Source organism: Kitasatospora setae KM-6054, from assembly GCF_000269985.1.
Taxonomy (GTDB): Bacteria; Actinomycetota; Actinomycetes; order Streptomycetales; family Streptomycetaceae; genus Kitasatospora; species Kitasatospora setae.
The window spans coordinates 5767075-5793065 of the sequence record NC_016109.1 but is presented as its reverse complement, the minus strand read 5'-3'; the positions used below and the strand labels follow the sequence as shown (position 1 = coordinate 5793065).

The 25991-nt window shown below is 66.7% G+C and carries 33 protein-coding genes and 1 pseudogene; 17 read left to right on the top strand and 17 right to left on the bottom strand.

All coding sequences use genetic code 11. The features are described 5' to 3' along the window. Nucleotides 1–378: 378 nt before the first annotated feature. From KSE_RS25775 to KSE_RS25740, 8 genes are all read left to right on the top strand, one after another. Nucleotides 379–2523 (top strand): type IV secretory system conjugative DNA transfer family protein, encoded by a 2145-nt coding sequence (locus KSE_RS25775; RefSeq protein ID WP_033258646.1) that lies wholly within the window; start codon nucleotides 379–381, stop codon nucleotides 2521–2523. After that, nucleotides 2507–3460 (top strand): replication-relaxation family protein, encoded by a 954-nt coding sequence (locus tag KSE_RS25770; RefSeq protein ID WP_248782570.1) that lies wholly within the window; start codon nucleotides 2507–2509, stop codon nucleotides 3458–3460. Before KSE_RS25775 ends, KSE_RS25770 begins: the two co-directional genes overlap by 17 nt. Nucleotides 3461–3494: 34 nt before the next feature. Continuing rightward, on the top strand, nucleotides 3495–3815 hold the full coding sequence (locus KSE_RS25765; protein ID WP_014138291.1) for a hypothetical protein: 321 nt from the start codon (nucleotides 3495–3497) through the stop codon (nucleotides 3813–3815). A gap of 205 nt (nucleotides 3816–4020) precedes the next feature. Then, nucleotides 4021–4602 carry a hypothetical protein gene (locus tag KSE_RS25760; RefSeq protein WP_014138290.1) on the top strand — a complete coding sequence of 194 codons (582 nt, stop codon included), beginning with the start codon at nucleotides 4021–4023 and terminating at the stop codon, nucleotides 4600–4602. Between the two features lie 197 nt (nucleotides 4603–4799). Further along, nucleotides 4800–5387: a hypothetical protein gene (locus KSE_RS25755; protein WP_148283156.1), complete on the top strand. Its 588-nt coding sequence runs from the start codon at nucleotides 4800–4802 to the stop codon at nucleotides 5385–5387. Nucleotides 5388–5396: 9 nt separating this feature from the next. Beyond that, complete coding sequence (locus tag KSE_RS25750) at nucleotides 5397–5582, top strand: hypothetical protein (RefSeq protein WP_014138288.1); 186 nt, start codon at nucleotides 5397–5399, stop codon at nucleotides 5580–5582. A gap of 10 nt (nucleotides 5583–5592) precedes the next feature. Next, a complete protein-coding gene (locus KSE_RS25745) occupies nucleotides 5593–5805 on the top strand; it encodes a hypothetical protein (RefSeq protein WP_033258644.1) in 213 nt (70 codons plus the stop codon). Continuing rightward, nucleotides 5805–6032 carry a hypothetical protein gene (locus KSE_RS25740; protein ID WP_014138286.1) on the top strand — a complete coding sequence of 76 codons (228 nt, stop codon included), beginning with the start codon at nucleotides 5805–5807 and terminating at the stop codon, nucleotides 6030–6032. The genes KSE_RS25745 and KSE_RS25740 overlap by 1 nt, the downstream gene beginning before the upstream one ends. Before the next feature lie 49 nt (nucleotides 6033–6081). Here the strand turns inward: KSE_RS25740 and KSE_RS42335 are convergent, their stop codons facing one another. Continuing rightward, nucleotides 6082–6906, bottom strand: coding sequence for a hypothetical protein (locus KSE_RS42335; RefSeq protein WP_148283155.1), 825 nt, complete (start codon nucleotides 6904–6906; stop codon nucleotides 6082–6084). 97 nt (nucleotides 6907–7003) lie between these two features. On the opposite strand from KSE_RS42335, the gene KSE_RS25735 reads away from it, so the two are divergent. The 7 genes from KSE_RS25735 to KSE_RS44960 all read left to right on the top strand — a co-directional run bounded on the left by KSE_RS25735 (nucleotide 7004) and on the right by KSE_RS44960 (nucleotide 12886). Beyond that, nucleotides 7004–7987: a DUF932 domain-containing protein gene (locus KSE_RS25735; protein ID WP_014138285.1), complete on the top strand. Its 984-nt coding sequence runs from the start codon at nucleotides 7004–7006 to the stop codon at nucleotides 7985–7987. 75 nt (nucleotides 7988–8062) lie between these two features. Further along, nucleotides 8063–8275 (top strand): hypothetical protein, encoded by a 213-nt coding sequence (locus KSE_RS25730; RefSeq protein WP_033258642.1) that lies wholly within the window; start codon nucleotides 8063–8065, stop codon nucleotides 8273–8275. Between the two features lie 16 nt (nucleotides 8276–8291). Continuing rightward, nucleotides 8292–10091, top strand: coding sequence for a recombinase family protein (locus KSE_RS40335; RefSeq protein WP_014138284.1), 1800 nt, complete (start codon nucleotides 8292–8294; stop codon nucleotides 10089–10091). 188 nt (nucleotides 10092–10279) lie between these two features. After that, nucleotides 10280–10873: a hypothetical protein gene (locus KSE_RS25725; RefSeq protein ID WP_051055376.1), complete on the top strand. Its 594-nt coding sequence runs from the start codon at nucleotides 10280–10282 to the stop codon at nucleotides 10871–10873. Nucleotides 10874–10947: 74 nt separating this feature from the next. Beyond that, nucleotides 10948–12168: a HEPN-associated N-terminal domain-containing protein gene (locus KSE_RS25720; RefSeq protein WP_014138282.1), complete on the top strand. Its 1221-nt coding sequence runs from the start codon at nucleotides 10948–10950 to the stop codon at nucleotides 12166–12168. Nucleotides 12169–12213: 45 nt separating this feature from the next. After that, entirely contained in the window at nucleotides 12214–12621 is a 408-nt protein-coding gene (locus KSE_RS25715; protein WP_014138281.1) for a helix-turn-helix domain-containing protein, read from the top strand. A 61-nt stretch (nucleotides 12622–12682) separates the two neighbouring features. After that, nucleotides 12683–12886, top strand: coding sequence for an MT-A70 family methyltransferase (locus KSE_RS44960; RefSeq protein WP_331457851.1), 204 nt, complete (start codon nucleotides 12683–12685; stop codon nucleotides 12884–12886). A 13-nt stretch (nucleotides 12887–12899) separates the two neighbouring features. Here KSE_RS44960 and KSE_RS25710 read toward each other — a convergent pair whose 3' ends face one another. From KSE_RS25710 to KSE_RS25700, 3 genes are read right to left on the bottom strand one after another with little or no spacing between them, the layout of a single operon-like run. After that, on the bottom strand, nucleotides 12900–14351 hold the full coding sequence (locus KSE_RS25710; protein ID WP_197540718.1) for a ThiF family adenylyltransferase: 1452 nt from the start codon (nucleotides 14349–14351) through the stop codon (nucleotides 12900–12902). Further along, nucleotides 14333–14713, bottom strand: a complete 381-nt coding sequence (locus tag KSE_RS25705; RefSeq protein ID WP_033258664.1) for a hypothetical protein — start codon at nucleotides 14711–14713, stop codon at nucleotides 14333–14335. The genes KSE_RS25710 and KSE_RS25705 overlap by 19 nt, the downstream gene beginning before the upstream one ends. Before the next feature lie 11 nt (nucleotides 14714–14724). Continuing rightward, nucleotides 14725–14997, bottom strand: coding sequence for a multiubiquitin domain-containing protein (locus tag KSE_RS25700; RefSeq protein ID WP_014138278.1), 273 nt, complete (start codon nucleotides 14995–14997; stop codon nucleotides 14725–14727). Between the two features lie 106 nt (nucleotides 14998–15103). On the opposite strand from KSE_RS25700, the gene KSE_RS25695 reads away from it, so the two are divergent. Together KSE_RS25695 and KSE_RS25690 are read left to right on the top strand one after the other, a co-directional pair. Continuing rightward, nucleotides 15104–15463, top strand: coding sequence for a helix-turn-helix domain-containing protein (locus KSE_RS25695; RefSeq protein ID WP_014138277.1), 360 nt, complete (start codon nucleotides 15104–15106; stop codon nucleotides 15461–15463). 5 nt (nucleotides 15464–15468) lie between these two features. Then, nucleotides 15469–16029: an ImmA/IrrE family metallo-endopeptidase gene (locus tag KSE_RS25690; protein WP_033258641.1), complete on the top strand. Its 561-nt coding sequence runs from the start codon at nucleotides 15469–15471 to the stop codon at nucleotides 16027–16029. 137 nt (nucleotides 16030–16166) lie between these two features. Here KSE_RS25690 and KSE_RS25685 read toward each other — a convergent pair. The 13 genes and pseudogenes from KSE_RS25685 to rpsP form a co-directional block, all read right to left on the bottom strand. Further along, nucleotides 16167–17153: pseudogene (locus tag KSE_RS25685) on the bottom strand (YifB family Mg chelatase-like AAA ATPase); the annotation flags it as partial. A 1-nt stretch (nucleotide 17154) separates the two neighbouring features. Then, nucleotides 17155–17625: a YraN family protein gene (locus KSE_RS25680; RefSeq protein WP_014138275.1), complete on the bottom strand. Its 471-nt coding sequence runs from the start codon at nucleotides 17623–17625 to the stop codon at nucleotides 17155–17157. A gap of 317 nt (nucleotides 17626–17942) precedes the next feature. Then, on the bottom strand, nucleotides 17943–18269 hold the full coding sequence (locus KSE_RS25675; protein ID WP_014138274.1) for a DUF2469 domain-containing protein: 327 nt from the start codon (nucleotides 18267–18269) through the stop codon (nucleotides 17943–17945). Nucleotides 18270–18325: 56 nt separating this feature from the next. Then, on the bottom strand, nucleotides 18326–18772 hold the full coding sequence (locus KSE_RS25670) for an NUDIX hydrolase (RefSeq protein ID WP_033258640.1): 447 nt from the start codon (nucleotides 18770–18772) through the stop codon (nucleotides 18326–18328). An 85-nt stretch (nucleotides 18773–18857) separates the two neighbouring features. After that, entirely contained in the window at nucleotides 18858–19604 is a 747-nt protein-coding gene (gene lepB, locus KSE_RS25665) for a signal peptidase I (RefSeq protein ID WP_014138272.1), read from the bottom strand. Nucleotides 19605–19774: 170 nt separating this feature from the next. After that, entirely contained in the window at nucleotides 19775–20680 is a 906-nt protein-coding gene (gene lepB, locus KSE_RS25660; RefSeq protein ID WP_033258661.1) for a signal peptidase I, read from the bottom strand. Nucleotides 20681–20893: 213 nt separating this feature from the next. Then, the gene (gene lepB / locus KSE_RS25655) at nucleotides 20894–21955 is read right to left on the bottom strand and encodes a signal peptidase I (RefSeq protein WP_014138270.1); all 1062 of its coding nucleotides are present in this window, start codon (nucleotides 21953–21955) and stop codon (nucleotides 20894–20896) included. Then, nucleotides 21939–22871, bottom strand: a complete 933-nt coding sequence (gene lepB / locus KSE_RS40325; RefSeq protein WP_014138269.1) for a signal peptidase I — start codon at nucleotides 22869–22871, stop codon at nucleotides 21939–21941. Before lepB (KSE_RS40325) ends, lepB (KSE_RS25655) begins: the two co-directional genes overlap by 17 nt. A 65-nt stretch (nucleotides 22872–22936) precedes the next feature. Further along, complete coding sequence (gene rplS / locus KSE_RS25645) at nucleotides 22937–23287, bottom strand: 50S ribosomal protein L19 (protein ID WP_014138268.1); 351 nt, start codon at nucleotides 23285–23287, stop codon at nucleotides 22937–22939. A 156-nt stretch (nucleotides 23288–23443) separates the two neighbouring features. Then, nucleotides 23444–24262: a tRNA (guanosine(37)-N1)-methyltransferase TrmD gene (gene trmD, locus KSE_RS25640; protein WP_033258660.1), complete on the bottom strand. Its 819-nt coding sequence runs from the start codon at nucleotides 24260–24262 to the stop codon at nucleotides 23444–23446. A gap of 5 nt (nucleotides 24263–24267) precedes the next feature. After that, nucleotides 24268–24900: a ribosome maturation factor RimM gene (rimM, locus tag KSE_RS25635; RefSeq protein ID WP_014138266.1), complete on the bottom strand. Its 633-nt coding sequence runs from the start codon at nucleotides 24898–24900 to the stop codon at nucleotides 24268–24270. A gap of 268 nt (nucleotides 24901–25168) precedes the next feature. Then, the gene (locus KSE_RS25630; RefSeq protein ID WP_014138265.1) at nucleotides 25169–25408 is read right to left on the bottom strand and encodes an RNA-binding protein; all 240 of its coding nucleotides are present in this window, start codon (nucleotides 25406–25408) and stop codon (nucleotides 25169–25171) included. Nucleotides 25409–25410: 2 nt separating this feature from the next. Next, nucleotides 25411–25839, bottom strand: coding sequence for a 30S ribosomal protein S16 (gene rpsP, locus KSE_RS25625; protein ID WP_014138264.1), 429 nt, complete (start codon nucleotides 25837–25839; stop codon nucleotides 25411–25413). Nucleotides 25840–25991: the final 152 nt, after the last annotated feature.

The following is a 25991-nucleotide window of genomic DNA, read 5'->3' as shown; positions in this document are numbered from 1 at the left end:
AAATGGCTTACCGAAGCCATAGAAGTGTTGACTTTTTCACACATAAATGATATACTGGATGCACAAGGTTGATAGCAATCAGCTTTCGCCTTGAGAAAACAAGAGCCGCCAAACTAGCGGCTCTTTCAAAATTCTGGGGAGTGGGCCCGCGCCAATCCGGCGCCCGTCCGCCCGAATCGTGTTCGATTGACGTATGCGGCTCATCCGCGGACCTCAAGCTACTTGAAGGATTCCGCGATCATGAGAGACATACCTCAGATCGTCGGCTCAATCGCTCTGCTAGGTGCCGCAATTGCAATTTTTATTCTCCTACGCAACCGAGACCAGCTGACACGAGACAACACTCGCCTTATCTACCGACTCGAATTTCCACGCGACTTGACCATCGAGCAAGTCACGGCTTTCATGCGTTCCCTTGGACGGTTACGCCTCAGCCGTGGCTGGCTGTACGGCCGGGACAGCGTGGTGTTCGAGGGCATCGGGCAACGCGGTCGGATTGAACACCGGCTGCGGTTGCCCCGCTACGAGGCCGACGTGCTGCTGAGGCAGCTGCGCGGCGTCGTTCCGGGACTTCGGACAACCCTCATCCCTGAGCCGGCCTTACCCAAGGCCAACTGGCTCCGTCGGATTCACCTGACCACCACCGCTCGCCCTGTGCGGACGGACGTGGCCGGCGACTTCGCCGTGAGCCTGCTCAACACACTCCAGCCCTTGCTACAGGGCGAGACGCTGGCCTACCAGCTGGTCGTCTTCCCCGTCGCCACACCCTCGTGGCGACCGCCCGACGGCCCAGCTCCTCAGCTGCTGCCGCCGTGGCTTCAGCACCTGGTGCAGCTGCTCTTGGCAGCACCGCCACCACCCAGCGGACCGCGTGCCCTGGCCGGCCTCCAAGCGAAGACGGCCGAGCCCTGGTTCGGCGTGGTGGGCACCGTTGGTGCTGCTGCTGTTCCTCGCTCCCGCGCGCACCTGCTCGCCGGGCGGGTGATGGCAGCCCTCCACCTTCTCGACCAAGACGGCGCCGCGCTGGTACCGCGCTGGCTGCCCGCCCGAGCACATCGGTGGTTGGCCCGCGCAGCGACTTCGCCGCCGCTCGGTCGACCGGCCTACGTCAACGCGAAGGAAGCCGCGACGTTGGTGGCCTGGCCCGTCTCGGCTCCAACCGTTCCTGGCTTGGAACTGACGGGCAGCCGACTGTTCCCGCCGGTTCGGTCGCTCCCGACCACCGGCCGGGTCATCGGCAACGCCCTCTACGACGGCCAACCCGGGCGCCCGGTAGCGATCTCCGCCACCGACAGCCTGATGCACCACCTCATCACCGGGTCTACCGGGACCGGCAAGAGCACCCTGCTGCTCAACCTGCTCACGCAAGACATGCGGGCGGGAAGGGCGGTCGTGCTCATCGACCCCGGCGGAGACCTGGCGCGCGACGTGGTGGACCAAGTGCCGGCCGAGCGCCTGGACGACCTGATCGTCCTCGACGCCGCCGACGCTCGTCCGGTGGGACTCAACCCGCTGGACTGCGAACCGGCCGACGCCGAGCTGGTCGCCGACCAGGTACTGGAGATCCTGCGCGCCCATGCCGAGAGCTGGGGCCCCAGGCTCGAAGAGATCCTGAAGTCCTCGCTCGTCCTGCTGGCTGCCACCCCGGGCATGACTCTGGTCGAGCTGCCGCTGCTGCTGACCGACGGACGTTTCCGCCGCCAGCTGCTGGCCGGTCTCGACCCGGTGTTCCAGCCGACCGTCGGGCGGTTCTTCGCCCGCTTCGAGTCCTGGACCGACGGCGAGCGCGACCAGGCCGTCTCGGCCGTCCTCAACAAGGTGTCGCCGCTGACCGATCGCCGGCAGCTGCGCGCCATCCTGGGGCAGTCGAAGCCGTGGTGGTCCATCCAAGAGGTGATCGACAACCACAAGATCCTCGTGGTGTCGCTGCCCTCGGGCCAGATCGGATCGCTGGCCGCCGACCTGCTCGGCAGTCTGGTGGTCCAGATGCTCTGGAACGCGGCCCAGCGGCGCAGCGCCGTTGCCCGTGAGCAGCGGCAGCTGGCCCTGCTGTATGTGGACGAGGCGGCCCGGTTCCTGCGCAACGGCGTGAATCTGGCCGACATGCTGGCCCGCGCTCGCGGTAGCTACCTCGGCATCGTGGCAGTGCTCCAGCACCTGGGCCAAGTGCCCGCCTGGCTGCGCGCCGCGCTCTTGAGCGAGGCCAGAACGAAGACGGCCTTCCAGCCCGGTCCCGACGACGCTGCGACGTTGGCCAAGACGTTCGGTCCGCCGGTGAAGCCGGAAGACCTGCTGAACCTCGACGCCCGCACCGCGCTCGCCGCGGTGGTCGTGGGCGGCCACGCCAGCCCGGTCGTCACCATCTCAACCAGTCCACCGCCGCACGCTATGGGGAGGGGGCCTGCTGTCCTCGAAGCCTCCCGCCAGCAGTACGGCCGCACCGTGGCCGACGTGGAGCAGGAGATCGCCAGCCGCCAGTCAGCCGGCGACCCCGGCCCGCGTGGCCATGCGCTGGTTCCCTGATGGGGACCGTAAGTGGAACCGAAGTCGTCCGCCCGTCGGCTCCAGTGCTATCTGGAAATCCACCGATGGCCTGTACGACATATCTGCTTCCGCAGCCTTTTCATTAACCTGCGAGAACCGTGCCATCGAAACTCTAGGCTTCCGCTCAATTCTGCCGACCCACCCGATGTACCACTCTGACAACCTGCTGCCGCCGGAACGAGCCCTTGTCTCGACGCTGGCCAGAGTCCGGGTTGCCACCGTGAACCAGCTGTCCCAGGTGGTGAGTGGCGGTGCCGACTGGAGGACCGGCGTTCGCCGTACTCGCATCCGCCTTGACCGGCTCGTCCGGTTCGGCGTGATCCGCCGGTTCCCGAACACCTCCGAGGAGCGCAGCGCTGGCCCTGCTGGCTACGTCTACGCCCTCACCGCGGCTGGCCTGCGTCTCGCTGGCGCCCAGACTCCTACCGCCCAGCGCCGAGCCTGGCAGCCGAAGCCGCTAACGCTGAGCCACTGGCTGGCGATCTCCGAGCTGTACGTCCAGCTCACCGCGGCCGTGCGGTCGACCAGCACCGAGCTGACCGACTTCGAGGTCGAGGCGGACGCCCGTCGCACCTTCCACGACTTCGCCGGCCGCCACGTTCTCCGCCCGGACGCCTTGGTTCGGCTGGCCAACCCGACGCTTCGCTGGTCGTACTTCATCGAGGTCGACCGCAGCACCGAGAGCCCCCGCCGGCTCGCCGAGAAGTGCCAGGCCTACCGGGCCTACGAGCTGGTCGGCGACGAGCAGCTGCTGCACGGCGTCTTCCCCCTGGTCGTCTTCGTCGTGCCCGACGAGCACCGCGCCCAGGCCGTCCGCCGCGTCACCCAAGCTCAGCCGGCCGACGCCCGCGACCTCTTCCTGGTCGTCACCCAGACCGAGGCCATCCGCCTGTTGGCCAGCCCCACAACCGAATAGATCCTCGAAAGACAACCCTAAAAGGACCTACCGTGTGAAGACCCTCACGCCATCCCCCGAAGAAAAAGGAATTAACGGAGCTGACGTCCGCGCCACCGACATTGGCGCCTACGTGTACAACGAGAAGACGTTATGCGCCCGATGCGTCAGGGACATCGTAGTTCCGCTCTACCGCATTGCTGACACCCGCATCTCGACCGAGCAGATCCTCAACGAGGCTGCCGCCAAGGCCGGCATCGACCGCCTGAAGGAGCAGACGTTCACCAGTGCGGAGTTCCCGCACGTCATCTACTCGACCGACCTGATCCCCGGGTACGACTACTGCTACGTCAACCCCAAGCACCGCCTCGGCTGACCGCCGACGGGTGCCTCCTCGGCAGGCTCGCGCCACTCCCCCGAGCCTGCCGGGCGGACACCTGAACTTCCCGCGTGGAGGCCTCCACCTGACCAGCTGTGGCAACGACGGCTGGTCGGGCGGGCGCCTGCCCGGGGCTTCACCAAGAGCGCTTGAGCCCGATCCTGAATCAGCGCTTGCACCTTGTTAGTTGGGAGGGTCAGCCATGTCCGAGCTGACCGTGAACAGCCTGCGTACCTGCCCGCCCGAGAGCCTGGCCGACGCGCTGCCGGCCGCCGTCCAGATCGGCAACCGGGCCTGCGTCATCCTGCGGTTCGTGGAACCCAGCGTGGTGGAGGTCTACACCCGCGCTCACATCGACCGCGTGCCCGTCTCCGACCTGGAGTTCGAGCCCATCACCGACGAGACCGCCCGCGCCAACGCGCTGGCGGAAGCCGTCGAAGTCCTGACCATCTGCCGCGGCATCGGCTTCGACGTCCACGCCGAGCAGCGCCAGGCCCACGCCGAGCAGCTGGAGGAGATCCGGCTCTACGCCATCCTGGCGATGGAGCAGGGCATCATCACCCAGACCGACCTGGATGACTTCCTCGCCGCCTTCGACCTGGAGCCGTACACCAACCGGTCCAGGGTCACCTTCACCATCACCGGCAGCTACGAGGTCAGCACCAGCGCCGCCGCCAGCAAGCGGGACGCCGAAGCCAACCTCGGCCCCGACCTGATGTTCCTCCGCGAGGTGCCCGACCAGACGACCAGCTACCGCGTCGCCGTGGCCACCGAAGCCGTCTAACCGCCCCTCCCACCAGCGCCAGCCCCCACCACACCGGGGGGCTGGCGCCCGACTTCCCGTCGAACGCCTACCTGGCCGGCCCAGTCGCCTAAAGCGATCTTGAGCTGGCCGGGCGGGCGTTTGCCCGGGGCCACCCAAAGTGCTTGAGCCTCACCCCGAAATCAGCACTTGCACCTTCACTCGAAGGAGGGTCAGCCATGTCTGACCTGACCGTTGAGATGCTGCGCGACATCGCGCCCCAAGACCTGTTCGCCCTGCTGCCGGCGGTCGTCCGCACGAGCGGCGGCCAGATCGGCGTGGTCCTGCGCCTGGTCGACGCCGCCACCGGCGAAGTCGAGCTGTACCGCGACCACGAGGTCACCCGCACCACCACCCAGGCAATGCAGGCCGAGTTCGTTCTCGACCACGCCGTGCAGGCCGAGTACCTGCGCGACGCGCTGAAGGAAGTGCAGTCCACCGCGGCCCGCGACCGTGCCCAGCAGACGCTGCTGCACGACCGGAAGCTGGAGGACATCCGGGAGTACGCCATCGAGCGCCACGAGGCCGGCGACATCTGCCGCGAAGGCCTCAACAACTTCCTGGAGCACTTCGACTTCGACCCGTACGTCACCCGCGTCAAGGTCAAGTTCACCATGACCGGCAGCTTCGTGGTCGACAGCGACAGCGCCGGCGCCACCGAGGACGACGTCAACGACTACCTCAAGCCGGACCTCAGCTCGGTGGACAACGTGGACGACCAGACCGTCGACTACGAGGTCACCGTCGACGAAGCCTACGAGCTGTAGGCGGTCGTCGTGGACATCCTGCTGCGCATCACCTTCGCCTCGGGCTGCCGGAGCGTCGACCTGGAACTGGCCCGCTGCTGGCTGGTCGAACAGCTCCACTTCCTCGCCGCCTTGGCGGTGATAGGCCACGCGGACGCGATCCAGCCCACCAGCACCTTCCGGGTCGCTGCGCTGGACTACGCGAATGCCGAGTAGGCGGCCGATCATGATCAAGATCGAGGCGGCCCGAGCTGCCGTCGAGGCCTACGTCTCCCGCTTCCCGCTTGGGGACTGGGAGTACACCGAGCCGATCGAGACGCAGATCAGCGATCTGCTGGCCGACCTGTTCCACCTGGCGTCCGCGGAAGGCCTCAGCCACGAGCTGCTGACCGACCGCGCGTTGATGAACTACCTGGCCGAGCAGGCCGGCGAACCGTGATGGGCACGTACACCGTGACCGTCGCCGGCACCGAGCGCTACGACGGCGAGAAGCCGTACACGTACGTCATCGACTACTGCTGCGCGCTCGACGCCGTGCTGCACGTACTGGCTCACCATCGCTGGGAGAACGAGACCGCCGACGTGATCCCCGTCGAAGTCCTGCTCGGCGAGCCCAGCTCCAACTGCGGCTACGTCTGGAACGACCTCCGTGGTCGCCAGCGGTAGCCCTTCCTTCAACCGGCAGTCCGTCGCGTCGCGCGGCGGGCTGCCCTTCTCACAGACCCTTGATGTCTACTGAAGTCACGCCAATTGAACCGTCTGCCTGTTTTTCGAGTTTAATGGTGATGGCGAATTCCCGAGAATTGCCTCGCTCATCGAATACCTCGACCGACTGTTCCTCCCCCCGAGACGAAGGAGTGACCAACGGCCAATCAGTTGCACCGCCACGGTAACGCTCCCGTACGGCCGCCGTATACTCTGCCGAGATTTCCTCGTCAGCTTGCGCCAGAACCCTGATCGAATCAGCAGGAGTAATCCGCCGAAGCCACTGGCCAACCGACTCGAATAGTTTAACCGACCCATCCAACGGCAGAAGTTCGTCCGCATGGCCAGTCAAACCTATGGCGCGGACCATGAGAGCTTTGTCGCGGCGCCTAAAAAGCCGGTCCGTCATTCGGGTGCGCTTCAGTATATCTGCACTAGCTGCCCCAAGCATTGCATCGGTCCACGTTGACTCCTCGGTCACATCGCGTGCCCAGGCGCTTCCCAACACCTTCGTTCTACGCGAGCGAACTGGCACGTCATCTTCCGCAGCTACCGCCAACCGCGCCTGTTCAAGAGCACGCTCCAACTCCTGCGGGGCCATCGCATCGACCAAACGCTCCGCCAGCCTCTGACGCCTGGCAACCAACGGGGTAGTTCTCGCCAGTTCCTCATGGCCCGACAACTGTGCAGCCCGCTCAAGCATGAGCACGCTACCAACTGTCGGCGAAGTAACTAAATAAGAAACCGCGAGTTTTTTGCCTTCAGGCGTCCAGACCGAAGGGTCTGCTAGCGCCGTTTTCCATTGCGGCTGTTTACCCCGCCTTCTTGATTCCATTCTTTAATTTTGGACCCTTTGCGAATTTCAGTCAATGGAATCCTGAAGATTCGATCGCCTCCAATTCACGTACCTACAATGCTCAAGGGAGGCAGCCATGCCTGCCAACGTTGACTCGATGTTCTCCGTCCGCGAGATGCCCTGGCACCGCGAGGGAACCGTTTTGGACCAGCACCCCACCACCTGGGAGGAGGCCCGGCCCTTGGCCGGCCTCGACTGGGACGTCATCACCGAGACCGTCTACGAGCTGGTCACGGTGGACGCCCACGGCCAGCCGCACTACGCGCCGGTCGAGGGCTGGCAGCGCTTCGCCCACTCCAAGACGGGCAAGACGCTGTGGATCTCCCGCGACAGCTACGAGCTGATCGGCATGGCCGAGATGGGCGAGATCATGCACGTCGTGCTGAAGCAGCCCAACCTGCTCTGGGAGACCGGCGGCTCCATTGACGGCGGTCGCCAGGTCTGGTGCCTGGTCCTGCTGGACGAGCCGATCCAGCTGCCCGGTGACAGCTCGTTCACTCTGCCGTACATGGCCCTGACCAACCGGTTCGGCCAGGCCGGCGGCTGCACCCTGCGAGCCACTGCGGTTCGCATCGTCTGTGGCAACACCTTCCGCGCCGCCGAGCTGGAGGGCGAGCGCACCGGCGCCACCTACTCCTTCATTCACAAGCGCAACTGGCGCGAGCACCTGGAAGACGCCCGCCTGGCCGTCACCGGCGCGCGCCAGGAGTTCAAGGACTACCAGGAGTGGGCCACCGAACTGCTCGGTATCCGGGTCACCCCGCCGCAGCGCGAGCTGTTCGTCCGGGAGTTCATCCCGATGCCGCCCGAGGGCCTGGTGACCGACCGCGTCGCCCGCAACGTCGAGGAGGCCCGCAAGGCCGTCCGCGGCATTCTCGCGTCGCCGACCACCGAGCCCGTCGCGCACACCGCCTACGGCCTCGTGCAGGCCGCCGGCGAGTACCTCGACCACGTCCGGAGGTCCAGGAGCTGGGAGACCAAACTCAACCGGACACTCATCAAGCCCGAGCCGCTGAAGGCTCAGGCGCTGAAGCTGGTGCGAGAAGTCGTACTGGCGTAACCAACCACACCGACCAGGGTGCGAGGCGTTATCGCCTCGCACCCTTTTCTACGTTAACCATAGGAGAAATGATGCATGACTTTCGACAGCGAAGACATCCAGAAATATCAGCAACTCAACAAGGACTACTTCAACGAGGAGATTGATTCGGCAACAGCCATCGAAGAGATGAACAGTCTAATGTTCCTCGTGAGTCTGATTTATCACCCTCAACTCAAGCAACGACTCAAGGAGGAAAGCGAAATCGACACTGGACAGAAGGGGAAATTAGAGCAATCATCAAAATAAATGGAGGACCCAATGGATGCCACATGACTATATCGCCGCCCGAGCTGCCGCTGAGGCCAAAGCAGCTCTACCGCTTAAGGCGGATATTTGGGTCAAGTACGCGCGCAAGTCGAGTGAGGGAACAGAGCGCCAATCTCTCTCAATCCCTTCTCAGCTCCAACAGATAGACTCCCTGTTTCCCGCCCTCGACTACCTTGATGAACCGGTTACCGAGAGCAAGAGCGCCTTCCATCCCGGACGCAAGAAGTTCGGCTGGATCATTGAGCAGGTAGAGGCCGGCGAGATCACTGGCATTGTGTCCTGGCATCCGAACCGGCTGTCAAGGAACCCGCATGATGCCGCCACTATCGTCCGACTCATCGCAGAAGACAAGCTGGATCTAAAGTTCGTCACTTTCTCGTTTGAGAAAACCCCTGAGGGACTTCTGCTGCTTGAGCAGATCTTGTCTCAAGGCCGGTACGAGTCCCTGCGGCTTGCTCGGGACGTCGCACGCGGAACCACTACCAAGGTTGAACAAGGCTGGTACCCAGGGCCAGTGCCACTGGGATACAAGACGGACGGCGACCGCAAGCGCAAAGGCGAGCGCACCATCGTAGTTGATGAATTTCGGATGCCGATCATCGAGCGCGGCCTGAAACATGCCCTGACCGGAAACTACACCGTTGCCGAGCTTCATGGCCTCATGGCCAGCGACTGGGGTCTCACAACTCGTAAGACAGAGAAACGTGGTAGCCAGCCAATCGGCTACCTGGGAGTTTGGGGCATGCTCCGTAACGTCTTCTACACAGGTCACTTTTTATGGAAAGGAGAGTTACGCAGAGGAAAGCACAAGGCAGTCATCACGCTTCAGCAGTACGAGCGGTTACAAGAAATCTTCCGCCATACCTCGTATGGCGACTCCAGACGCAAGCCGTCTAAACGTGGATACATCAAGTACTCCGGCCTTCTGACTTGCCTGCCATGCGGACGAGCTATTACCGCGACAGAGAAACGCAAGTACTACCCGAACACGCAGCGCGAGGCTTCCTATATCTACTACCACTGCTCGCGCGGCACTCGCAGGACCTGCACCGAGCACCCGATTAGTGAGCCGAAGCTCACGGACAAGATCCTGTCAGACATCACCGGCTATCGCTTCATGGCCGAATACCGCGATCTGGCATTCGATCTTCTCATCAAAGACTTCCAGGCCAAGAATCAGGATCGCCTCAAAGAGGTTGAGGGGCACAAGCGCGAGGTATCGAAACTGGAGGACGAGGCGCGCACCCTTACTAAAATGCGCACGGCCGGCGAACTAGATGCCGAAGGATTCAAGATCTACTACACCGAGTGCCAGCAGCGGATCTTGGCCTTGAAGAAAATCATCAGTCGAGAGCCAGAGTTGGACTGGGATAAGCTCGTCGGGTCGATCAAAGCTATCCACTTCGCGCTAGGCCTCGAAGAGGCGTACACCGCCGCAGATCCTGCGGCGCAACGGCGCCTGCTGATCGAACTAGCTAGCACGGCATCCCTCGATCGCGGAAAAGTGCATATTGAAGCCAAAAAATGGCTGCGCCCACTTCACGCCGCATACATTCCCGCCGAAGCATCCTACGAGCTTGATCGAACCAGTGATTTCGGCTCCCCCAAAGCAAAAAGCGACAGCTTTCGCCATCGCTCCTTGCTCTGGTGCGCGAGAGCAAAGACTGTCGCATACCTCGTCGAAGAGGAGCTGCGAGCAGGAAGATCAGTGCACCCGGATCTCGAACTGCCAGATGATCTGATATGCAGAATCTCTAAAATTAGACCTGAGCAGACAGCGCGAGGCTCCGCATGATTCAGTCTTCCCGAATATGAGGCTGCCTGATGTTTAATTCTCGAACCTTCCATCCTACGGCTTCCAGGGGCCAAAACTACCCGTATCCTCATAACTCTCCATCACCCATGGCAGACGGTCGAAATCTGCGTATGCAACACCTCCAAGATGCCTTATGGTGTATCTCTCGACCTTGGGAGGGACGCGCAGTGGACGCAAGCCTGACGGCATTGATGGTCTCAGTCGTTGGCGTGGTTGGCACTCTTGGTGGCACCGTTCTGACTCAGACTCGGGCCGACCGACTCAAGCGCCTGGAGTTGGAGCATGCGGGCAACCAGCGAGCGGAAGACCTTCGCCGTGCTGACCTCCTGCGCGAGATCGAGAAAGTTGAGACCCGCGAGCGCGAGGCCAGTGCCCTGCGCCGCCAGTGCTACATAACCCTGAACACAGCCGGCCGCCAGTACATGACGGCTCTGGTCAATCACCTGCACGCGCTACGCCGCGGCGACGTGTCCGCGACCAGTGAAGCCTTGGAAATCCATCGGGCCGCGTTCCGCGACAACTACGCTGAGGCGCAGATGATCGTTCCTACCACCGTACTGGAATCATCAAGCCGGGCAAGCCGACGTCTCAATACCCTCTTTGGTCAGCTGAAGGGGATCGAGGCCTCCCCAGCTGGCAAGAGTCAGGAGCTCGAAGTCATCGAGCACGGACTGGATGAAGTGTGGGTGTGCCTTCGGCAGCTTCGGGCAGAAATGCGTAAGGACCTCGGTATCGATCAAGATGAGCTCGGCACGGCTTGAAGGCGTTGACCTCACCACCGACTCTATCTGGAGCGGGGCTATGCGGGAGCCCGGAAAGCGGGTAGGTTGCCGCCATGGGGATGGCCAAGAATCAGCAGATTGCAGAGTGGGAGCAGGGGTGGAGCTTCTCCGATGGGTACGTGTGTGCGAATTGCGTCAATGACGATGCCCTGAAGGCTACCATCAAGGCTAAAGAGCAGCCGGACGAGCAATGCAACTTCTGCGAAAGCTCGCCAGCCGCCGAGCTGGACGTCCTCGTAGCCGCGTTCGTTGCCGGCATCAATACCGAATACGGCGACGCCGATAACGAGGGTGTCTGGTACGACGGCCGGGAAGGTGGATATCAGGCGCCAACCATTGACACCTGGGATCTTGTCGGCAACTTCAGCGATGTATTCTGCGACAACGAAGACCTCATTGAGGCTATGCGCGGCGCTGTCGAAGACCGCACGTGGGTTGATCTCTACTACGCCCACGACAGCCCTGACGAGGCACTAAGTGCCGCCTGGGAAAGCTTCTGTCACGAGGTCCAGTACAAGACACGCTACGTCTTCTGGCTTCGGGACGATATCAACGAGGAGAAGCTGTGGGCCGGCGAGGTTCCTGCAGGCGTCATCCTCGACCACATCGGTGCCCTGATTCAGAAGCTAGATCTACTTAGAGAGCTGCCTGCCGGACGCGAATTCTGGCGCGCTTTGCCCCATGAGGATCGCGAGGTCACCTGGGGAGCAGGCAGGCTCGGCACCGTGCCGCAGAAGCTTGCCAATCAGGCCAACCGTATGAGTCCTGCGGGAATTCCGATGTTCTACGGGTCCGATGATGCTGAGACTGCAGTTCAAGAGGCCATAGTCCGTACGACTTCACGGTGGGCGACCTCGGGCAGCTTTGCCCTCTCACAGCCATGCACCGTTGTGGATTTCACTAAGCTCCCAGACATTCCCTCCATGTTCGACATGGAGCGCAGTGATATCCGCCGCCCGCTCATGTTCCTCTATGACTTCGTGGAAATACTGCGAAAGCCGGTTCGACAGGCTTACGAGCAAGTCGACTACGTGCCGACTCAGGTTGTGACGGAGTACCTGCTGAGGATCTTTGGCGGAGGTACGCTGGTGTCGGGCCTGATGTACAACTCGGCACTCACCAAGCGCCCCTGCGTGGTTCTTGATGTCCCGAACGAGAACTGTGTCGAGCAGTCTGACGGGTGGAACCTGAAGCCGCTGACTCTCGGCCTAGTCGCCAACTCGATGCAAACCTGGCAGATCGGCAAGGTAGCCAGCCCCGCCGCAGAGGAATAGTGCTAGTGCAGCCAGCTGGCTGGGAGACTCTCCCGGCCAGCTGGCGTGACGGATCTGGTGGGGGACGCACGGCGCGTGTCGCCGATGGCTCAGGAAGCTCTGCGGATGCGGGCAGTGGCGGCGCTTCGGCCGGGCCGCGAGCGGTGTGAGGTGGCCGAACTCCTGGGCGTGAGCGTGGAGTCGGTGACCGACTGGTGGGCCGCGTGGCAGGTTGGCGGCCAGGAGGCGCTGGTGTCCAGGACCCGCGGCCGGAGAGTGATCGAGCACCAGGCGCTCGATCCCGACCGGCAGCAGTGCGTCCGGCAGACCCTGATCGACCACCGTCCCGAAGATCTCCGCCTGGGCCGGCAGTTGTGGACCCGCGCGATCGTCGGCAACCTGATCGCCCTGCTCTACCGGGTGCGGCTGACCGACCAGGGGGTCGGCAAATACTCCACAGGCGCTGGTGACTGATCAAGCCCCGGTTCGGCCTCGGCGACTACCTGCGGAACCAGACTGAGCACCTGCTGTCGGCATCCGCGGCCGAGCGCCGGTCCAGTTCAAGGGCCAAGGATCCTGGCTCTACGCCCCGATCCAGGAGCACAGCCACAAGCCGGAGGAGCAGTGCGCCGTCATCGAGCGGTGCTCCCCCAGCCCGTTCCTGGAGCTGTTCGCCCGGCGGGAACGACCGGGGTGGGATGTCTGGGGCAAGGAGATCACCTGTGACGTAGCCCTTTAGGTGCGGCTCGGATCTAGCTTCTTGTCGGCAGCCGCCGTCTCGTACCCAGGCCAAGGCGGCCAGCGTCGCTACACTCGCTGCAGTCCTCTTCCTTTCGAGGGATCTGGGAGCGGACTCGATCCAAAGGCGCTGGCGCGGCCGGGTGAAACTCTCGCCATCGCGGCTCGTACGTGACCGGCAGGAGACCCGTGACCCTCAGCAGGTAGTCATCTACTGCATGAGCTACCGCAACCGCGTTAAGGCTGATGACGCTGGGCGCGTGCACGTTCTCGTCCTGGACATAGCGCTGCCGCCGGAGCTGCTCGGCCGTCAGGGCCTCCTCCTGCAGCTTGGCTGGGTTAACCAGCTGGTTGCACCAAAGGCATCCAAACCCTGGGGCAACTGGGCGCACGACGCTGAAGATGTCCGTGACACTGCCATCGCGGCTGACCTGAACCTTCGCACCGACCTGAACGCCCGGGATCAAGTACTGGTGCACCAGCGCGTTGAACACCAACCGTGCCTGCATCGAATCGGCGGCGAGGAACAAGTAGTCGCAGTCGATCAGACGCAGTGCCACATCGTCCCGGGTCACATCGTCCTGGAGCGTTTCGATCTTGATCTTCGGATTAGCTTGCCGCGCAACCCGCCGAGACACCCGAACCTTCGGGGTGGCCAACCGTGTGCCGAGCGCACGCAGAAGCTCAGGTCGCGCGGGATCGGTCAACCACGGGCGGGCGTCCGAGAGTCGGCTACCTACTACCCGCGGCAGGTTGGTGCGGTCGATCCGGTCGGGGTCGATGATGACCAAGTGCCCCACGCCAAGGCGGGCCAGGTACTCGACAATCAGCGACCCGGCTCCGCCGACGCCGATCACGCCGACCTTCTGGCCGGCCAAGATCGCCTGCCCTCGATCTCCGAAGAGCCGGCTCTGCCGGTCGTAGGTCAAGTCGGTGGTGGGTGCCGGCAGCGGCGCCGCCCGCATGGCATGAAGAGGCCAACTGGCTACCAGGGCGTGGTCGAGTTCTACCCGTCCTTCGCCCGGAAGCCAGAGATCACCCGCAACGGCCTGCGGGGTGAAGACCAGACCGCCAACGACACCATCTCCCAGGATGTCCCGCAGGGCCGGGTACCCGCGTTCGTGAGACGCGAGGTCAGCTGGCGAGAACCCGACCGACGTCGTTCCACCGTGGCAATGCACCGCCAGGTAAGCCAGCCCTTCATTGCGGCACTGGAGGACCCGGTCCCGAACGAACGTGGGGGTCAGCATGCGGTACCCGCGCTGGCCCGCAACGTAGTCGATACCGTCGCGTGCCAGGTACAACCGCCGCGCCAGCAGCCGGCTCCCACGGTCCGTCTGCACCACGGTCGCCCCGATGACGGCGCCATGCTCGTCACCATCGCCTGGGAAGAGGTGTGTCATCAGCTGTCTGGCTAGATCGGCCGGCAGCCGCAGTGTCCAGGTACTCATCGGGCTCGAAGCCATGCCAGCACCTTGTGGAGCTTGATCACCGCAGTGTCGTGAGCGGGATTGAGCTTGTTCGAGCGGCGGGAGATCTGAACGGCCTGTCGGTCCTCGAACGTCGTGACCGTCATGCCTTCGCCGAGCCCTGCGCCGTCGACACGGGCCAGGTCGTCCCGCACGAAGTGCGGATACACATCCGAGTATGGGTACTGGAAGGTGATCCGGAAGCCGATCCAGGTGGACCGCTGCTGGTACTGCTCACCTGGGTCGACGGACTCTACGAAGACCACGGCGCCACCATCGGGCTCTTCCCGAACGTTGATCACAACGCCCGGGAAGGCCGCGCGCACCTCCTCCACTGCCTGGGCCACCTCTGGGGTCACCGTCATCACTCCTAGGAGTTGTCGTCGCCGGCGACTGCGGTGAACTTCGAGTGCTTGTTGACCGTGACCTCGTCGGCGTCCCCGACGATGCGCGTCTCGCCGGACGGCAGTTCCTCCGAGAGCAGGAAGTCCAACTCGATCTGCACCCCCTGGGCGATGGCGGCTTCCTTGATCTGAAGGCCGGTGAGCCGAGGTCCCGTCACCGTGACCGCCTTGGTGTTGACGGTGATGGTGACCTGGTGGCCTGCCCCTACCTGCGTGGCTTGCTCTACTGTGCTGGTCATGTCCGTTACCCCTTGATCGTCATTGCGCGGCAGGGCCGCGATTGCTAGAGTCGAATCATAACAAGGTAGATGCTCGATTGCAAGTTCGCAATCGGCGGGAGATGAAATGTCCAAAAAGGGATGGTTCGATACTGAGGGCTTCTATGCAGCCCTAGACGGCGCACGGCAGGCCCGTGGGCTCAACTGGAAGCAGGTTGCCGCTGGCTCAGGTGTTAGCGCCTCCACACTCACCCGCATGTCGCAGGGCAAGCGGCCGGACGTCGATGGGCTTGCCGCCCTGTGCGCCTGGTCGGGCCTGGATGCCGACGATTTCGTTCGGTCGGACGACGACGCCCGTCCGGAGGCGGAGCCTCTGGCGATGATCTCTACCTACCTTCGCAGCGACCGCAACCTCTCACCGGAAGCGGCCGGCGCCCTTGAAGAACTGATCAAGATCACCTATGAACGGCTGCGCACGAAGGACTAGTACGGATGGCGTTTCGGCGGGGCTTCAAGACTGAGGCCAGCACCCTGGCTCTCGATGTACGTGCAGAACTCGGTCTGCACGTACTCGACCGCTTGGATCCGTTGGCACTGGCGGAACACCTCGCGATCCCAGTCATCAACCTGTCGGAGTTCGCCGGCTCGTCCGCTGCTCGCTATCTACTGACGGCCGAGCCCGAGGCCTTCTCGGCCGTAACCGTGTTCCGGGGAAGCAAGCGGACAGTTGTCCACAACGACGGCCACAGCCCAGGACGCATCAGCAGCAACATCACCCATGAAGCAGCCCACGGGCTGCTGATGCACCCTGCTACTCCTGCCCTCGATGACCGCGGGTGTCGGCTCTGGGATCAAGATGTCGAAGATGAGGCCCAATATCTGGCTGGTGCCCTCCTGGTCACAGAGGACGCCGCCCTGGCAGTCGCGCGCGGCCGTTTCTCCATCCCCGAAGCCGCAGTCCGCCTCGGCGTGAGCGAAAGAATGGTCCAGTACCGCGTCAACATCACCGGGGCAGTTGCGCGTGTTGCCCGGGCCCGCAGGTCTCGCGGCTGAGTGTCGGTTCGCAGGAGATCCAGCGGGCCCCCCTGGTTTCCCTGGAGGGCCCCCGCCCGGCCCTGGGGCTACGCTGGCCCCAGAAAGCCCCGTAGACGCCTGTCTGGGAGCCTTCTGGCCCCGAGGGTGCATAGCCCTTCCGTCGCCTCGTCGAGGAACAGCACGCCGCGGTGGGCGAGGGAGACGGCCCCCGGCCTGGGTAGGCCCGTTCCGCCGCCGACGATGGCGGGCATGGTCGTCGAGTGGTGCGGGGCGCAGTAGGGCGGGGTGTCGATCAGGGGGCGGTCGGGTGGGAGCAGGCCGGCCACGGAGTGGATCGCGGTCACTTCGAGGGCTTCGGCCTGGGTGAGCGGTGGGAGCAGGGCGGGGAGCCGTTCGGCCAGCATCGTCTTGCCGGCTCCGGGCGGGCCCTTCAGGTACAGGTGGTGGCCGCCCGCCGCGGCGATCTCCAGGGCTTGGCGTGCCTCGTGCTGCCCGGCCACGTCGGCGAGGTCGGGGCGGCCGGCCTGTTCGGCGGCCAGGTCGCGGACGCCGAGGCCGGGCAGCAGCAGTCCGGCGAACGAAGAGTCGGGGCGGCCGGTGGCGGGGTCGGGCGGTTCGTCGGGAACGGGGGCGTTGGTGAGGATCGCGATGAGCTGGCGCAGGCTGCGCACGCCCAGGACGGAGACGCCGGGCACCAGCCTCGCCTCGGCGGCGGTCTGCTCGGCGACCACGATCTGCCGGTAGCCGGCGTCGACCGCCGCCAGCACCGCGGGAAGGACTCCGCGGACCGGGCGCACGCGGCCGTCCAGCCCGAGCTCTCCGATGATCAGCAGGCCGTCGATCGATGCGGGGTCGAGCCGTTCGGCGGCGGCGAGGACGGCGCAGGCCACCGCCAGGTCGTATCCGCTGCCGCTCTTGGGGACGGAGGCCGGGGTGAGGCCCACGGTGAGTTTTCGCAGCGGCCACTTCTCTCCGCTGTTGGAGACGGCGGCGCGCACCCGGTCGCGGGCTTCCAGGAGGGCCTTGTCGGCGAGGCCCACCAGGCTGAACGCCGCGAGTCCGGGTTCGAGGTCGGCTTGGACCTCGACCACGACGCCGTCCACTCCGACCAGGGCGACCGAGCAGGTGCGGGCGAAGGCCATCTCAGACCGCCCCGCGCAGGTGCTCGACCGCGGCGGCGCCCCGGCGGGGGTTGACCACGGCGACCAGGTCGATGCGGACTCCGCCGGGCGGCGGCGGGGCCGGCCCGCCGCTCTCCGCGTCGGGTCGCGGTTCGACTCCCCACGCCTGTTCGGCGGCGAGCACGAGCCGGGAGAAGTGGATCGGCCAGCGTTCGACGAGCCACCGTTCGGCGAGGTGGCGCAGCCGGTCGGCCTTGGTCCGGTCGATGGCTTCGGCGGGCTGCTGGAAGCCCCGCTCGGAGCGGGTCTTCACCTCGCAGATCGCGAGGGTGTCCCCGTCGAGCGCGACGATGTCGAGCTCTCCCTCGGCGCAGCGCCAGTTGCGCTCCAGGATGCACAGCCCGCCCTCCGCGAGCCGGCGGGCGGCGACCTCCTCGCCGTAGCGTCCGAGGCCGTTGGTGGAAATCTTGTTGGGATTCTGCACGGCAATCACCTCCGGCCCGAAGGTTGCCGTCACGCGCCGGGGGCGGGCCAGCGAAATCGCTCAGCCTGTGGATAACCCGGGCCTGTGGATAACTCGACTCACCCGTTCGAGGGACAAATCGAAAAAGGCGCTGGACACCGTTCGACCCGCGCGGTCAATCTCGGTTCCCCGGGCACGGCGCAACTCGCGAACATGCGGCGGCCCCGGCGGGAGGGCACGGTCGGCCGTGCCGTTCCCGCCGGGGCACCCAGCACCGGATCTTCCCGGGGACGACCGCACGTCGGCGGTGCGATCGGCTCCCGGGCTCCGTCAGCCCTCGAACGCGGTCAGTTCCCGAACCCTGAATCGTCCGAGGGCAGCTCAAGGTCGCTCTTGGCCAGTTCCTCGATGTTCACGTCCTTGAACGTCAGCACACGGACCTTCCGGACGAACCGGGCCGGTCGGTACATGTCCCAGACCCACGCATCCGCCATCGACACCTCGAAGAACACTTCGCCCTGCACCGAGTGCACCTGGAGGTCGTAGTCATTCGTCAGGTAGAAACGCCGTTCGGTCTCGATCACGTACTTGAACAGGCCGACGACATCCCGGTACTCCCGGTAGAGCTTGAGCTCCATCTCGGTCTCGTACTTCTCGAGGTCTTCGGCACTCATTCCAAGCGTCCCCTCACTCGTCACGTCCACCCCATTGTGGACCACCGGACCCGTGCTCAGAGCCTTACTGGCGGTTCTGGCGGCCCTTCGGTCAGAACCCGCTCCACCAGTGCGGCCAGCCCGCGGGGGTGGACGGTCTCCTCCGTGCCCCTCAACTCCCCCGCCGTCCACCAGCGGACGGCCAGTAGCAGCGCGTGCTCGTCCGCTCCGCTCCCCGCCAGTGACACCGAGGTCCGCGTGGTGCGGGCCAGTCGGAACCACTGCTCCTGTCGGTACTCCCTGCCCCGGAAGGAGAACTCCACCGTGCCGTACGCGACCAGCGGTCCCCAGTCCACGTCCGTCAGCCCGACCTCCTCGGCCAGCTCCCGACGGGCCGCCTCGGCCGGGCTCTCGCCCGGCTCGATGCCGCCGCCGGGCGTGATCCACCAGGTGGTCCCGGGCTCGGCCGGATCCGTCCCGCGCAGCAGCAGCACGCGAACGGCCCTGCGGTGCTCCACTGCCACCTGGTTCGGCTCCGTCCTGAGGCGCTGGGCGCGCCTCCTCGCCGGTACGGGTGTCCTCCGGTCCGGCGTGTCGCCGGCCGAGGGGTCAGGAGGTCAGGCGCCGTCCGCGCAGCCGTCGGGCCAGCGAGACCGTCCAGCCCGCCGCGGAGGCGGCCACGATCAGCACCGCCCCGCCGGCCGACGTCCAGGCCGCAGGCAGCAGCGGGCCGGGCTGGTGGGCGCCGGGCGTACCCAGCCCGTCGAAGGCCGGAGTGCGCCGCTCCAGCCCGGCCCGGGACAGCGGCTGGATCACCGCCTCGACCCGTGCCTTCACCCCGGAGACCGGCACCGAGCCGGACGCCACGTCGAGGTGGCTGCGCGAGTCCAGGGAGTTCTCCCGGAAGTCGCCGAGCAGGAACAGCCGCCCCTCGGGCACGGTGACCGAGAAGGCGGTCGCGCCCAGCTCGACCGGGGCGAGGTAGGGCTCGGGCACCCGCTGCCCGTTGACGGTGATCCGCCCGCCGCTGTCGCCGGAGACGGTGTCGCCGCCGACCGCGACCACCCGCTTGACCAGGGTCGAGTTGCCCCAGTCCCGGTCCTGGAAGACCACGATGTCGCCGCGCCCGACCGTCCCGCCGGTGCGGGCCAGGACGGTGTCACCGGACGCCAGGGTCGGGCTCATCGAACCGGTCGGGATCTTGTACGGCCGGTACTGGAGGGCCAGCACCGCGAAGCCGCCGATCAGCATCACCAGGCCGAGTCCGATCACCGCGCCCTGCACGACCGACGCGGTGCTCCGGCGGCGGGCCTGGCCGGCCTCGGCGCGCGGGGTCCGTTCCGCGAGGCTGCTCATCGGCTCCGCCCTCTCCTGGCGCTCAGGCGCTCGTGCCGAGCGCTCGCTGTCGATCCGCGGGCCGCCGCCGCCCTGGTCCGGACAGCAGTGCGGGCCGTGGCACGTGCGAGCAGATTACTCGCGAGTACCACGGCCCGCGCAAGAGGCGTTCCCGGTCCGCCGGCGCCCGGTCAGCGGCGGCGCTTGCGCAGCCACCAGACGGCGGGCAGGGCGAGCGCCGTACCGGCCAGCGTCGGGGCGAGCGGGCCGGCCGCGAGCCCCTTCTGGTCGAAGGTGTCCGGGACGGGCAGCGTCGCCCAGTCGCCGATCGGCCAGGCCACCACGAACGCGCGGCCGACCACGTTGTCGACCGGCACGGTTCCGCCGCCGGGCTGGTCCATGTGGTACCGCGAGTCCAGCGAGTTGCCGCGGTGGTCGCCCATCACCCAGATGGTGCCCTTGGGCACGTTCACCGGGCCGAACGGCTTCTCCCCGCACGGGGTGTTGCCGGGGAAGATGTACGGCTCGTCGAGCGCGACGCCGTTCACCTTGACCGGGCCGGAGCCCTGGCACTCGACGGTGTCGCCGCCGACCGCGATGACGCGCTTGATCAGGTCCTTCTCGTCGCTGGACGGCATCAGCCCGATGAAGCTGAACACGTCCTGCACGCCGCGCACGAAGGAGTTGTCGCTGCGCTGGGTCGGCTCGTCGTTCAGCCAGCCGCCCGGGTCCTTGAAGACCACGACCTCGCCGCGCTCCGGCTCGGAGCCGAACCACGGGGTGAGCTTGTCCACCAGGACCCGGTCACCGACCTGGAGCGTGTTCTCCATCGACCCCGAGGGGATCGAGAACGCCTGGACGAAGAAGGTCTTGATCACCAGGGCCAGTACCAGCGCGATGCCGACCAGAATCGGCAGTTCCTTCCAGAAGGAACGCTGCTTGGGCGCCCGCCTCGGCGGGTTCTCCTCGTCCCCGTCGGCCTCCGCGCCGGCCTCGCCGTCCCGTAGTTCCTCGCCGTCACCGGCCCGCAGCCCCTCCTGGTTGCCGACGGGCTCACCGTCGGGCTCCGGAGCACCTGAACGGGCACCGATCACCAGATCCCCCACGACATCTCCTCCCTGCTGTGCGGACGCCTGCGCGTCCGCGCTCACCAGTGCCGCACAGCGGGCACCACACTCTGCGATCGGTCGGGAACCCGCCTCTGGCTTGCCCTGCCGGGGCAGGCTCGACACCGGGCCGGAACCGAGCACTTCACACTTCTCTATCACTCCTGGTCGACGTGCCCGTGCTCCCACGCGCCGACCGGGGCGTCAGTCGGCCACCGGCCCGCCCCTCCGGTGCGTCGCGCGGTACCGGGTCAGGAGCGGAAGGACGCCCAACACACCCATAACGAGTGGGGGTTCCGCAGGAACCGGCCCGATGGGCTCTGATCCTGTCACCCGCCCCGGTAGTGAGGAGAGTGAATCGGGGACATCCAGTTGACCGAAGTGGGAGAGCGGCCAGGCGACCACGAAGGCGCGCCCGACCACGTTCTCCACCGGGATGCTCCCGGACCCCGGATTGCCCATGTGGTAGCGGGAGTCGGCGGACAGGTCGCGGTGGTCGCCCATCACCCAGAGCCGGCCCTGGGGCACCGTCACCTTGAAGGTGATCCGGGAGGGCGCGTTGCCGGGCGAGACGTACGGCTCGTTCAGCGGGGTGCCGTTCACGCTCACCCGGCCCTGCTGGTCGCAGCACTCGACGGTGTCGCCGCCGACGCCGATCACCCGCTTGATCAGGTCCCGTTCGTCGTCGGAGGGGAGCAGGCCCACCGCGGAGAAGAGCGCCTTCACGTTCCGCAGCACGGGTCCGTCCGCGGACGGCTTGTGGTCGTTCTCCAGCCAGCCGCCCGGGTCCTTGAAGACCACCACCTGGCCGCGCTGCGGCTCGGAGCCGAACCACGGGGTGAGCTTGTCCACCACGACCCGGTCACCGACCTGCAGGGTCTGTTCCATCGAACCGGAGGGGATCACGAACACCTGGATCAGGAAGGTCTTCATCACCAGTGCGATGACCAGGGCCACGACCATGATCACCGGCAGCTCGCGCAGGAGGGAGCGCCTGCGGCGGCGCGCGGCGCGCTTGGCGGCCCGGCGCCGCTCGGCACGGCCCCTGAGCGGACGCTCGCCCGGAGCGTCCCCGTCGCCGTCACCACCCTCCGCGCCGTCACCGCCGAAGTCGTCCGCACCGGCCTCCGCCAGGTACACGGACTCGACCTCCGCCTCGGGGCCGGAGTCGGTGCCGGGCGCGGCACCGGTGCGGCTGCCCCGGCCGGGGTCGGTGGAGCCGGACGGGCCGTCAGCGGCGGTCCTGGGTCTACCTCTGCTCCCCATGGCCACCGGTCCCCTCAATCGCGGCGAACGCCGCCGGTCGGTCGAGGGAGGTCGCGCGGCCGAGGGGGAACATCACCCAGTCGGCGCGGCCGATCACCTTGTCCTCGGGCACGGCGCCGCCACCGGGCTCGCCGAGGTGGTCACGGGAGTCGCGGGAGGCGCTGCGGTGGTCGCCCATCATCCACAACTTGCCGTCGGGGACCACGATGTCGAACGGCACCGCCGACGGCGCGTCACCGGGGAGCAGGTACGCGCTCTCGTCCAGCGGCACCCCGTTGATCCGGAGCCTGCCGTCGGTGCCGCAACAGGTGATCCGGTCACCCCCGACGCCGATCACCCGCTTCACGTACACCGTGTCGCCGGCCGGAGCCAGGCCCGCGCCGACCAACAGCCGCTTCACGCCGGACGGTTCGTCCTGGTACGGCAGGAAGGAGCCGATGCCGTCGAAGACCACCACGTCGCCCCGCTGGGGGTGCCCGCCGAAGGCGTACGCGAGCTGGTTGACCAGCACCCGGTCACCCGGCTGCAGCGTCCCCTCCATCGAGCCGGACGGCACCGCGAACGGCCGCGCCACGAAGGCGTTCACCAGCAGCAGCGCGGTCACGCAGATCGCGGCGATCCACAGCAGGTCCCGCGACCACCGCCGCCCGCCTCCGTCGGCATCGCCGTCGGCGTCGGCATCGCCCTCGGAACCGCTGTCGTCGGTGCCGGAGGCGCTGCTGGAGTCGGCGCCGGAGCCCGCGCCGCCTCGGGGCTCCGGGTCAGGGCCGGGTCCGGGCCCGGGGGCCGTGGTGGTGCCGGTACCGACGCCGGAAGGCGTTCCGGGGGCGGAAACGGCGGCGGACCGCGACGGCCTGTCCGCACCCGTGGATGCGGGACTGCCGTCGCGGTCCGTCGGTGGCTCGTGCGTGCTCATCGGGGGTGAGCTTATCCCCCCGGTCTACCCCGGTTGGAGGGCCGACCCCCGTTGAGCGTGCGCGATCACGCGTCGCGCTTCTCCTTGATCTTCGCGGCCTTGCCGCGCAGGTCACGCAGGTAGTACAGCTTGGCGCGGCGAACGGCACCGCGGGTCACGACCTCGATCTTCTCGACGACCGGGGTGTGCACCGGGAAGGTGCGCTCGACGCCGACGTTGAAGCTGACCTTGCGGACGGTGAAGGTCTCACCGATGCCGGCGCCGTGGCGACGGATGACGACGCCCTGGAAGACCTGGACGCGCGAGCGGCTGCCTTCGATGACTCGGACGTGCACCTTGAGGGTGTCGCCGGGGCGGAAGGCGGGGATGTCGGTACGCAGCGAGGCCGCGTCGACAGCAGCGAGCTTGTTGCTCATCGTTGCTCTCCATCGCGGGCGCCACGGGCCGCCCACGGATATTCGTGTCAACTGATGGGGTGCTGCGGGCCGCTTCGGCTGGCGGTGATCCCCCCGTGGCGGGGGCACCGGTCCACTGACCCCCGCGAAGGGAGCCCGGCGACAGACAACAGTCGCCTATTGTTCCACAGGCTCGGCCACGGACCGAAATCGGCCGGCGGTCTCGTCCCAGGCCAGGCCGAGGACGCTGAGCGCCTCCCGCTCCTTCTTGGTGAACGCCTCACGCTGCCAGCGGGCCACCAGGTCGGGCCGGTTGGCGAGGGTGCGGGCGAAGGCCTGCTCGCGGCGCCACTGGGCGATCTTCCCGTGGTGGCCGCTGAGCAGGATCTCCGGCACCTCCCGACCGCGCCACTCGGCGGGCTTGGTGTACACCGGGCCCTCCAGCAGGTCGGCCATCGCGCCGGGCGCGAAGGAGTCGTCGCGGTGCGACTCCGCGTTGCCCAACACGCCGGGCAGCAGCCGGGCGATCGCTTCGACCATCACCAGTACGGCGACCTCGCCGCCGGCCAGCACGTAGTCGCCGATCGATGCCTCGACCACCGGCATCCGGGTCGCGGCCTCCTCGATGACCCGCCGGTCGATGCCCTCGTAGCGCGCGGGCGCGAAGGCCAGCCAGGGGCGGGCGGCGAGGTCCTGGGCGAGGTCCTGGGTGAAGGGCCGACCGCTGGGAGTGGGCATCACCAGTGTCGGCACCTCGCCCTCGGGCCCGGCGGCCAGGACGGCGTCCAGCGCGGCGCCCCACGGCTCGGGCTTCATCACCATGCCGGGGCCGCCGCCGTAGGGCGTGTCGTCCACGGTCCGGTGGATGTCGGTGGTCCACGACCGCAGGTCGTGCAGGTGCACGTCCAGCTGCCCGCGGGCCCGCGCCTTGCCGACCAGCGAGACGTTCAGCGGCTCCAGGTACTCGGGGAAGATCGTGACGACGTCGATCCGCATGTCGCTCACGCGTCGCCGCCCTTCACGTCCCCGTCCAGGTCCGGTTCCGCGCTCGCGCCGGCATCCGCACCAGCACCAGCCCCCGCGTCGGCCCCCGCGTCCTCGCGGGCGGAGGCGACGACCGCGTCGACGGGGTCGATCAGGCCGGGCGGCGGGGTGAGGACGACGCGCTGCTCGTCCAGGTCGATGACGGGGACGATCTGCTCGACGAACGGGACGAGCACCTCGGTGCCGTCCGGGCGCTGGACGGTGAGCAGGTCCTGGTACGGGAGGTGGATCACCTCGGTGAGCTCGCCGACCGGCGTGCCGTCGGCCAGCACCACGTCCAGGCCGATGAGTTGGTGGTCGTAGTACTCGTCCGGGTCGTCCGGAGTCTCTTCCGGGTCGATCTCGGCGATCAGCATGGTGCCGCGCAGGGCCTCGGCGGCGGTGCGGTCCTTGACGCCGGCGAAGCGCAGCAGCAGGCGGCCGCTGTGCACCCGGCCGGACTCGATGGTCAGCGGTCCGATGGCGGCGGGGTCGGTGAGGAGGACCGCGCCGGGCCCGAGCCGCAGCTCCGGCTCGTCGGTGCGGACCTCGACGCTGACGTCCCCCCGGATGCCGTGGGCGCGGCCGATCTTGCCGACGACGAGCTGCACGGTGATCGTTCTCCTGAGAGGTGATGGCGCTGGAAGGTGCGTACGTGCGAGGCACGCGCGGAGGCGGGTGCTCGCGGGAACAGCGGGGAACAGCGAGGGACAGCGAAGACTGCGGGAACAGCAGGGGACCGCGGGGAACCCACGGCCGCGAAAAACGGCCGGCGGCGCCCGGAAACGGGAAGGACCGGCCGGGACGGATGCGTCCCGGCCGGTCCTGAAGCCCGGTGGCCGACCTGGCGGTCGGCGCCCTCGGCGGTCGAGCGTGGGGTCAGCGGAGGCTGTCCACGTCGACCAGGTCGACCCGGACGTTGCGGCCGCCCAGGGCGCCGACCACGGTGCGCAGCGCGCGAGCCGTGCGGCCGCCCCGGCCGATCACCTTGCCGAGGTCGTCAGGGTGCACTCGCACCTCGATGGTGTGGCCGCGACGCAGGTTGCGCGAGCGGACCTGCACCTCGTCGGGGTGCTCGACGATGCCCTTCACCAGGTGGTCGAGGGCTTCCTCGATCACGCTCAGGCCTCGGTGGAAGCGGCCTCGGCCTCGTCAGCCTTGTCCGACTTCTTGGCCTTCGGGGTGATGGCGACACCGGTGGTGGCGTCCTCGAAGCCGGCGACGGCCTTGGCGAACAGGTGCGAGAAGTCCTCGACCTTGGGCTCGGCCACCTTCAGCGGCTCCGGAGCCGGCAGGCCCTTGAACTTCTGCCAGTCGCCGGTGAGCTTCAGGATGGCGAGGACCGGCTCGGTCGGCTGGGCGCCGACGGACAGCCAGTACTGGGCGCGCTCGCCGTCGACCTCGATCTTCGAGGGGTTGTAGGTCGGCTGGTAGATGCCGATCTCCTCGATCGCGCGGCCGTCACGCTTGGTGCGCGAGTCGGCGACGACGATGCGGTAGTGCGGGGAGCGGATCTTGCCCAGACGCTTCAGCTTGATCTTGACAGCCACGGGTGTGGATTCTCCTGTGTTGACGTGGGTGAGCAGCGCTCCGCCGCGTGGGGCTGCGGCGCGAGGTGCCGTTCAAGGGACACGCCAGCCTTTGGGAGAGAGGGTCCTGATGGGCAAGCGAGTACTCAGCCATCCATTCTGCCACAACGCGA

Excerpts from the sequence above, each read along its gene's own strand:
- KSE_RS25770 (WP_248782570.1), top strand. The coding sequence starts at position 2,507 with ATGCGCTGGTTCCCTGATGGGGACCGTAAGTGGAACCGAAGTCGTCCG.
- KSE_RS25760 (WP_014138290.1), top strand. The coding sequence starts at position 4,021 with ATGTCCGAGCTGACCGTGAACAGCCTGCGTACCTGCCCGCCCGAGAGC.
- KSE_RS25755 (WP_148283156.1), top strand. The coding sequence starts at position 4,800 with ATGTCTGACCTGACCGTTGAGATGCTGCGCGACATCGCGCCCCAAGAC.
- KSE_RS25745 (WP_033258644.1), top strand. The coding sequence starts at position 5,593 with ATGATCAAGATCGAGGCGGCCCGAGCTGCCGTCGAGGCCTACGTCTCC.
- KSE_RS25740 (WP_014138286.1), top strand. The coding sequence starts at position 5,805 with ATGGGCACGTACACCGTGACCGTCGCCGGCACCGAGCGCTACGACGGC.
- KSE_RS42335 (WP_148283155.1), bottom strand. The coding sequence starts at position 6,906 with ATGGAATCAAGAAGGCGGGGTAAACAGCCGCAATGGAAAACGGCGCTA.
- KSE_RS25735 (WP_014138285.1), top strand. The coding sequence starts at position 7,004 with ATGCCTGCCAACGTTGACTCGATGTTCTCCGTCCGCGAGATGCCCTGG.
- KSE_RS25730 (WP_033258642.1), top strand. The coding sequence starts at position 8,063 with ATGACTTTCGACAGCGAAGACATCCAGAAATATCAGCAACTCAACAAG.
- KSE_RS40335 (WP_014138284.1), top strand. The coding sequence starts at position 8,292 with ATGCCACATGACTATATCGCCGCCCGAGCTGCCGCTGAGGCCAAAGCA.
- KSE_RS25720 (WP_014138282.1), top strand. The coding sequence starts at position 10,948 with ATGGGGATGGCCAAGAATCAGCAGATTGCAGAGTGGGAGCAGGGGTGG.
- KSE_RS25710 (WP_197540718.1), bottom strand. The coding sequence starts at position 14,351 with ATGGCTTCGAGCCCGATGAGTACCTGGACACTGCGGCTGCCGGCCGAT.
- KSE_RS25700 (WP_014138278.1), bottom strand. The coding sequence starts at position 14,997 with ATGACCAGCACAGTAGAGCAAGCCACGCAGGTAGGGGCAGGCCACCAG.
- KSE_RS25695 (WP_014138277.1), top strand. The coding sequence starts at position 15,104 with ATGTCCAAAAAGGGATGGTTCGATACTGAGGGCTTCTATGCAGCCCTA.
- KSE_RS25690 (WP_033258641.1), top strand. The coding sequence starts at position 15,469 with ATGGCGTTTCGGCGGGGCTTCAAGACTGAGGCCAGCACCCTGGCTCTC.
- KSE_RS25675 (WP_014138274.1), bottom strand. The coding sequence starts at position 18,269 with ATGAGTGCCGAAGACCTCGAGAAGTACGAGACCGAGATGGAGCTCAAG.
- lepB (WP_014138272.1), bottom strand. The coding sequence starts at position 19,604 with ATGAGCAGCCTCGCGGAACGGACCCCGCGCGCCGAGGCCGGCCAGGCC.
- lepB (WP_014138270.1), bottom strand. The coding sequence starts at position 21,955 with ATGGGGAGCAGAGGTAGACCCAGGACCGCCGCTGACGGCCCGTCCGGC.
- lepB (WP_014138269.1), bottom strand. The coding sequence starts at position 22,871 with ATGAGCACGCACGAGCCACCGACGGACCGCGACGGCAGTCCCGCATCC.
- rplS (WP_014138268.1), bottom strand. The coding sequence starts at position 23,287 with ATGAGCAACAAGCTCGCTGCTGTCGACGCGGCCTCGCTGCGTACCGAC.
- trmD (WP_033258660.1), bottom strand. The coding sequence starts at position 24,262 with ATGCGGATCGACGTCGTCACGATCTTCCCCGAGTACCTGGAGCCGCTG.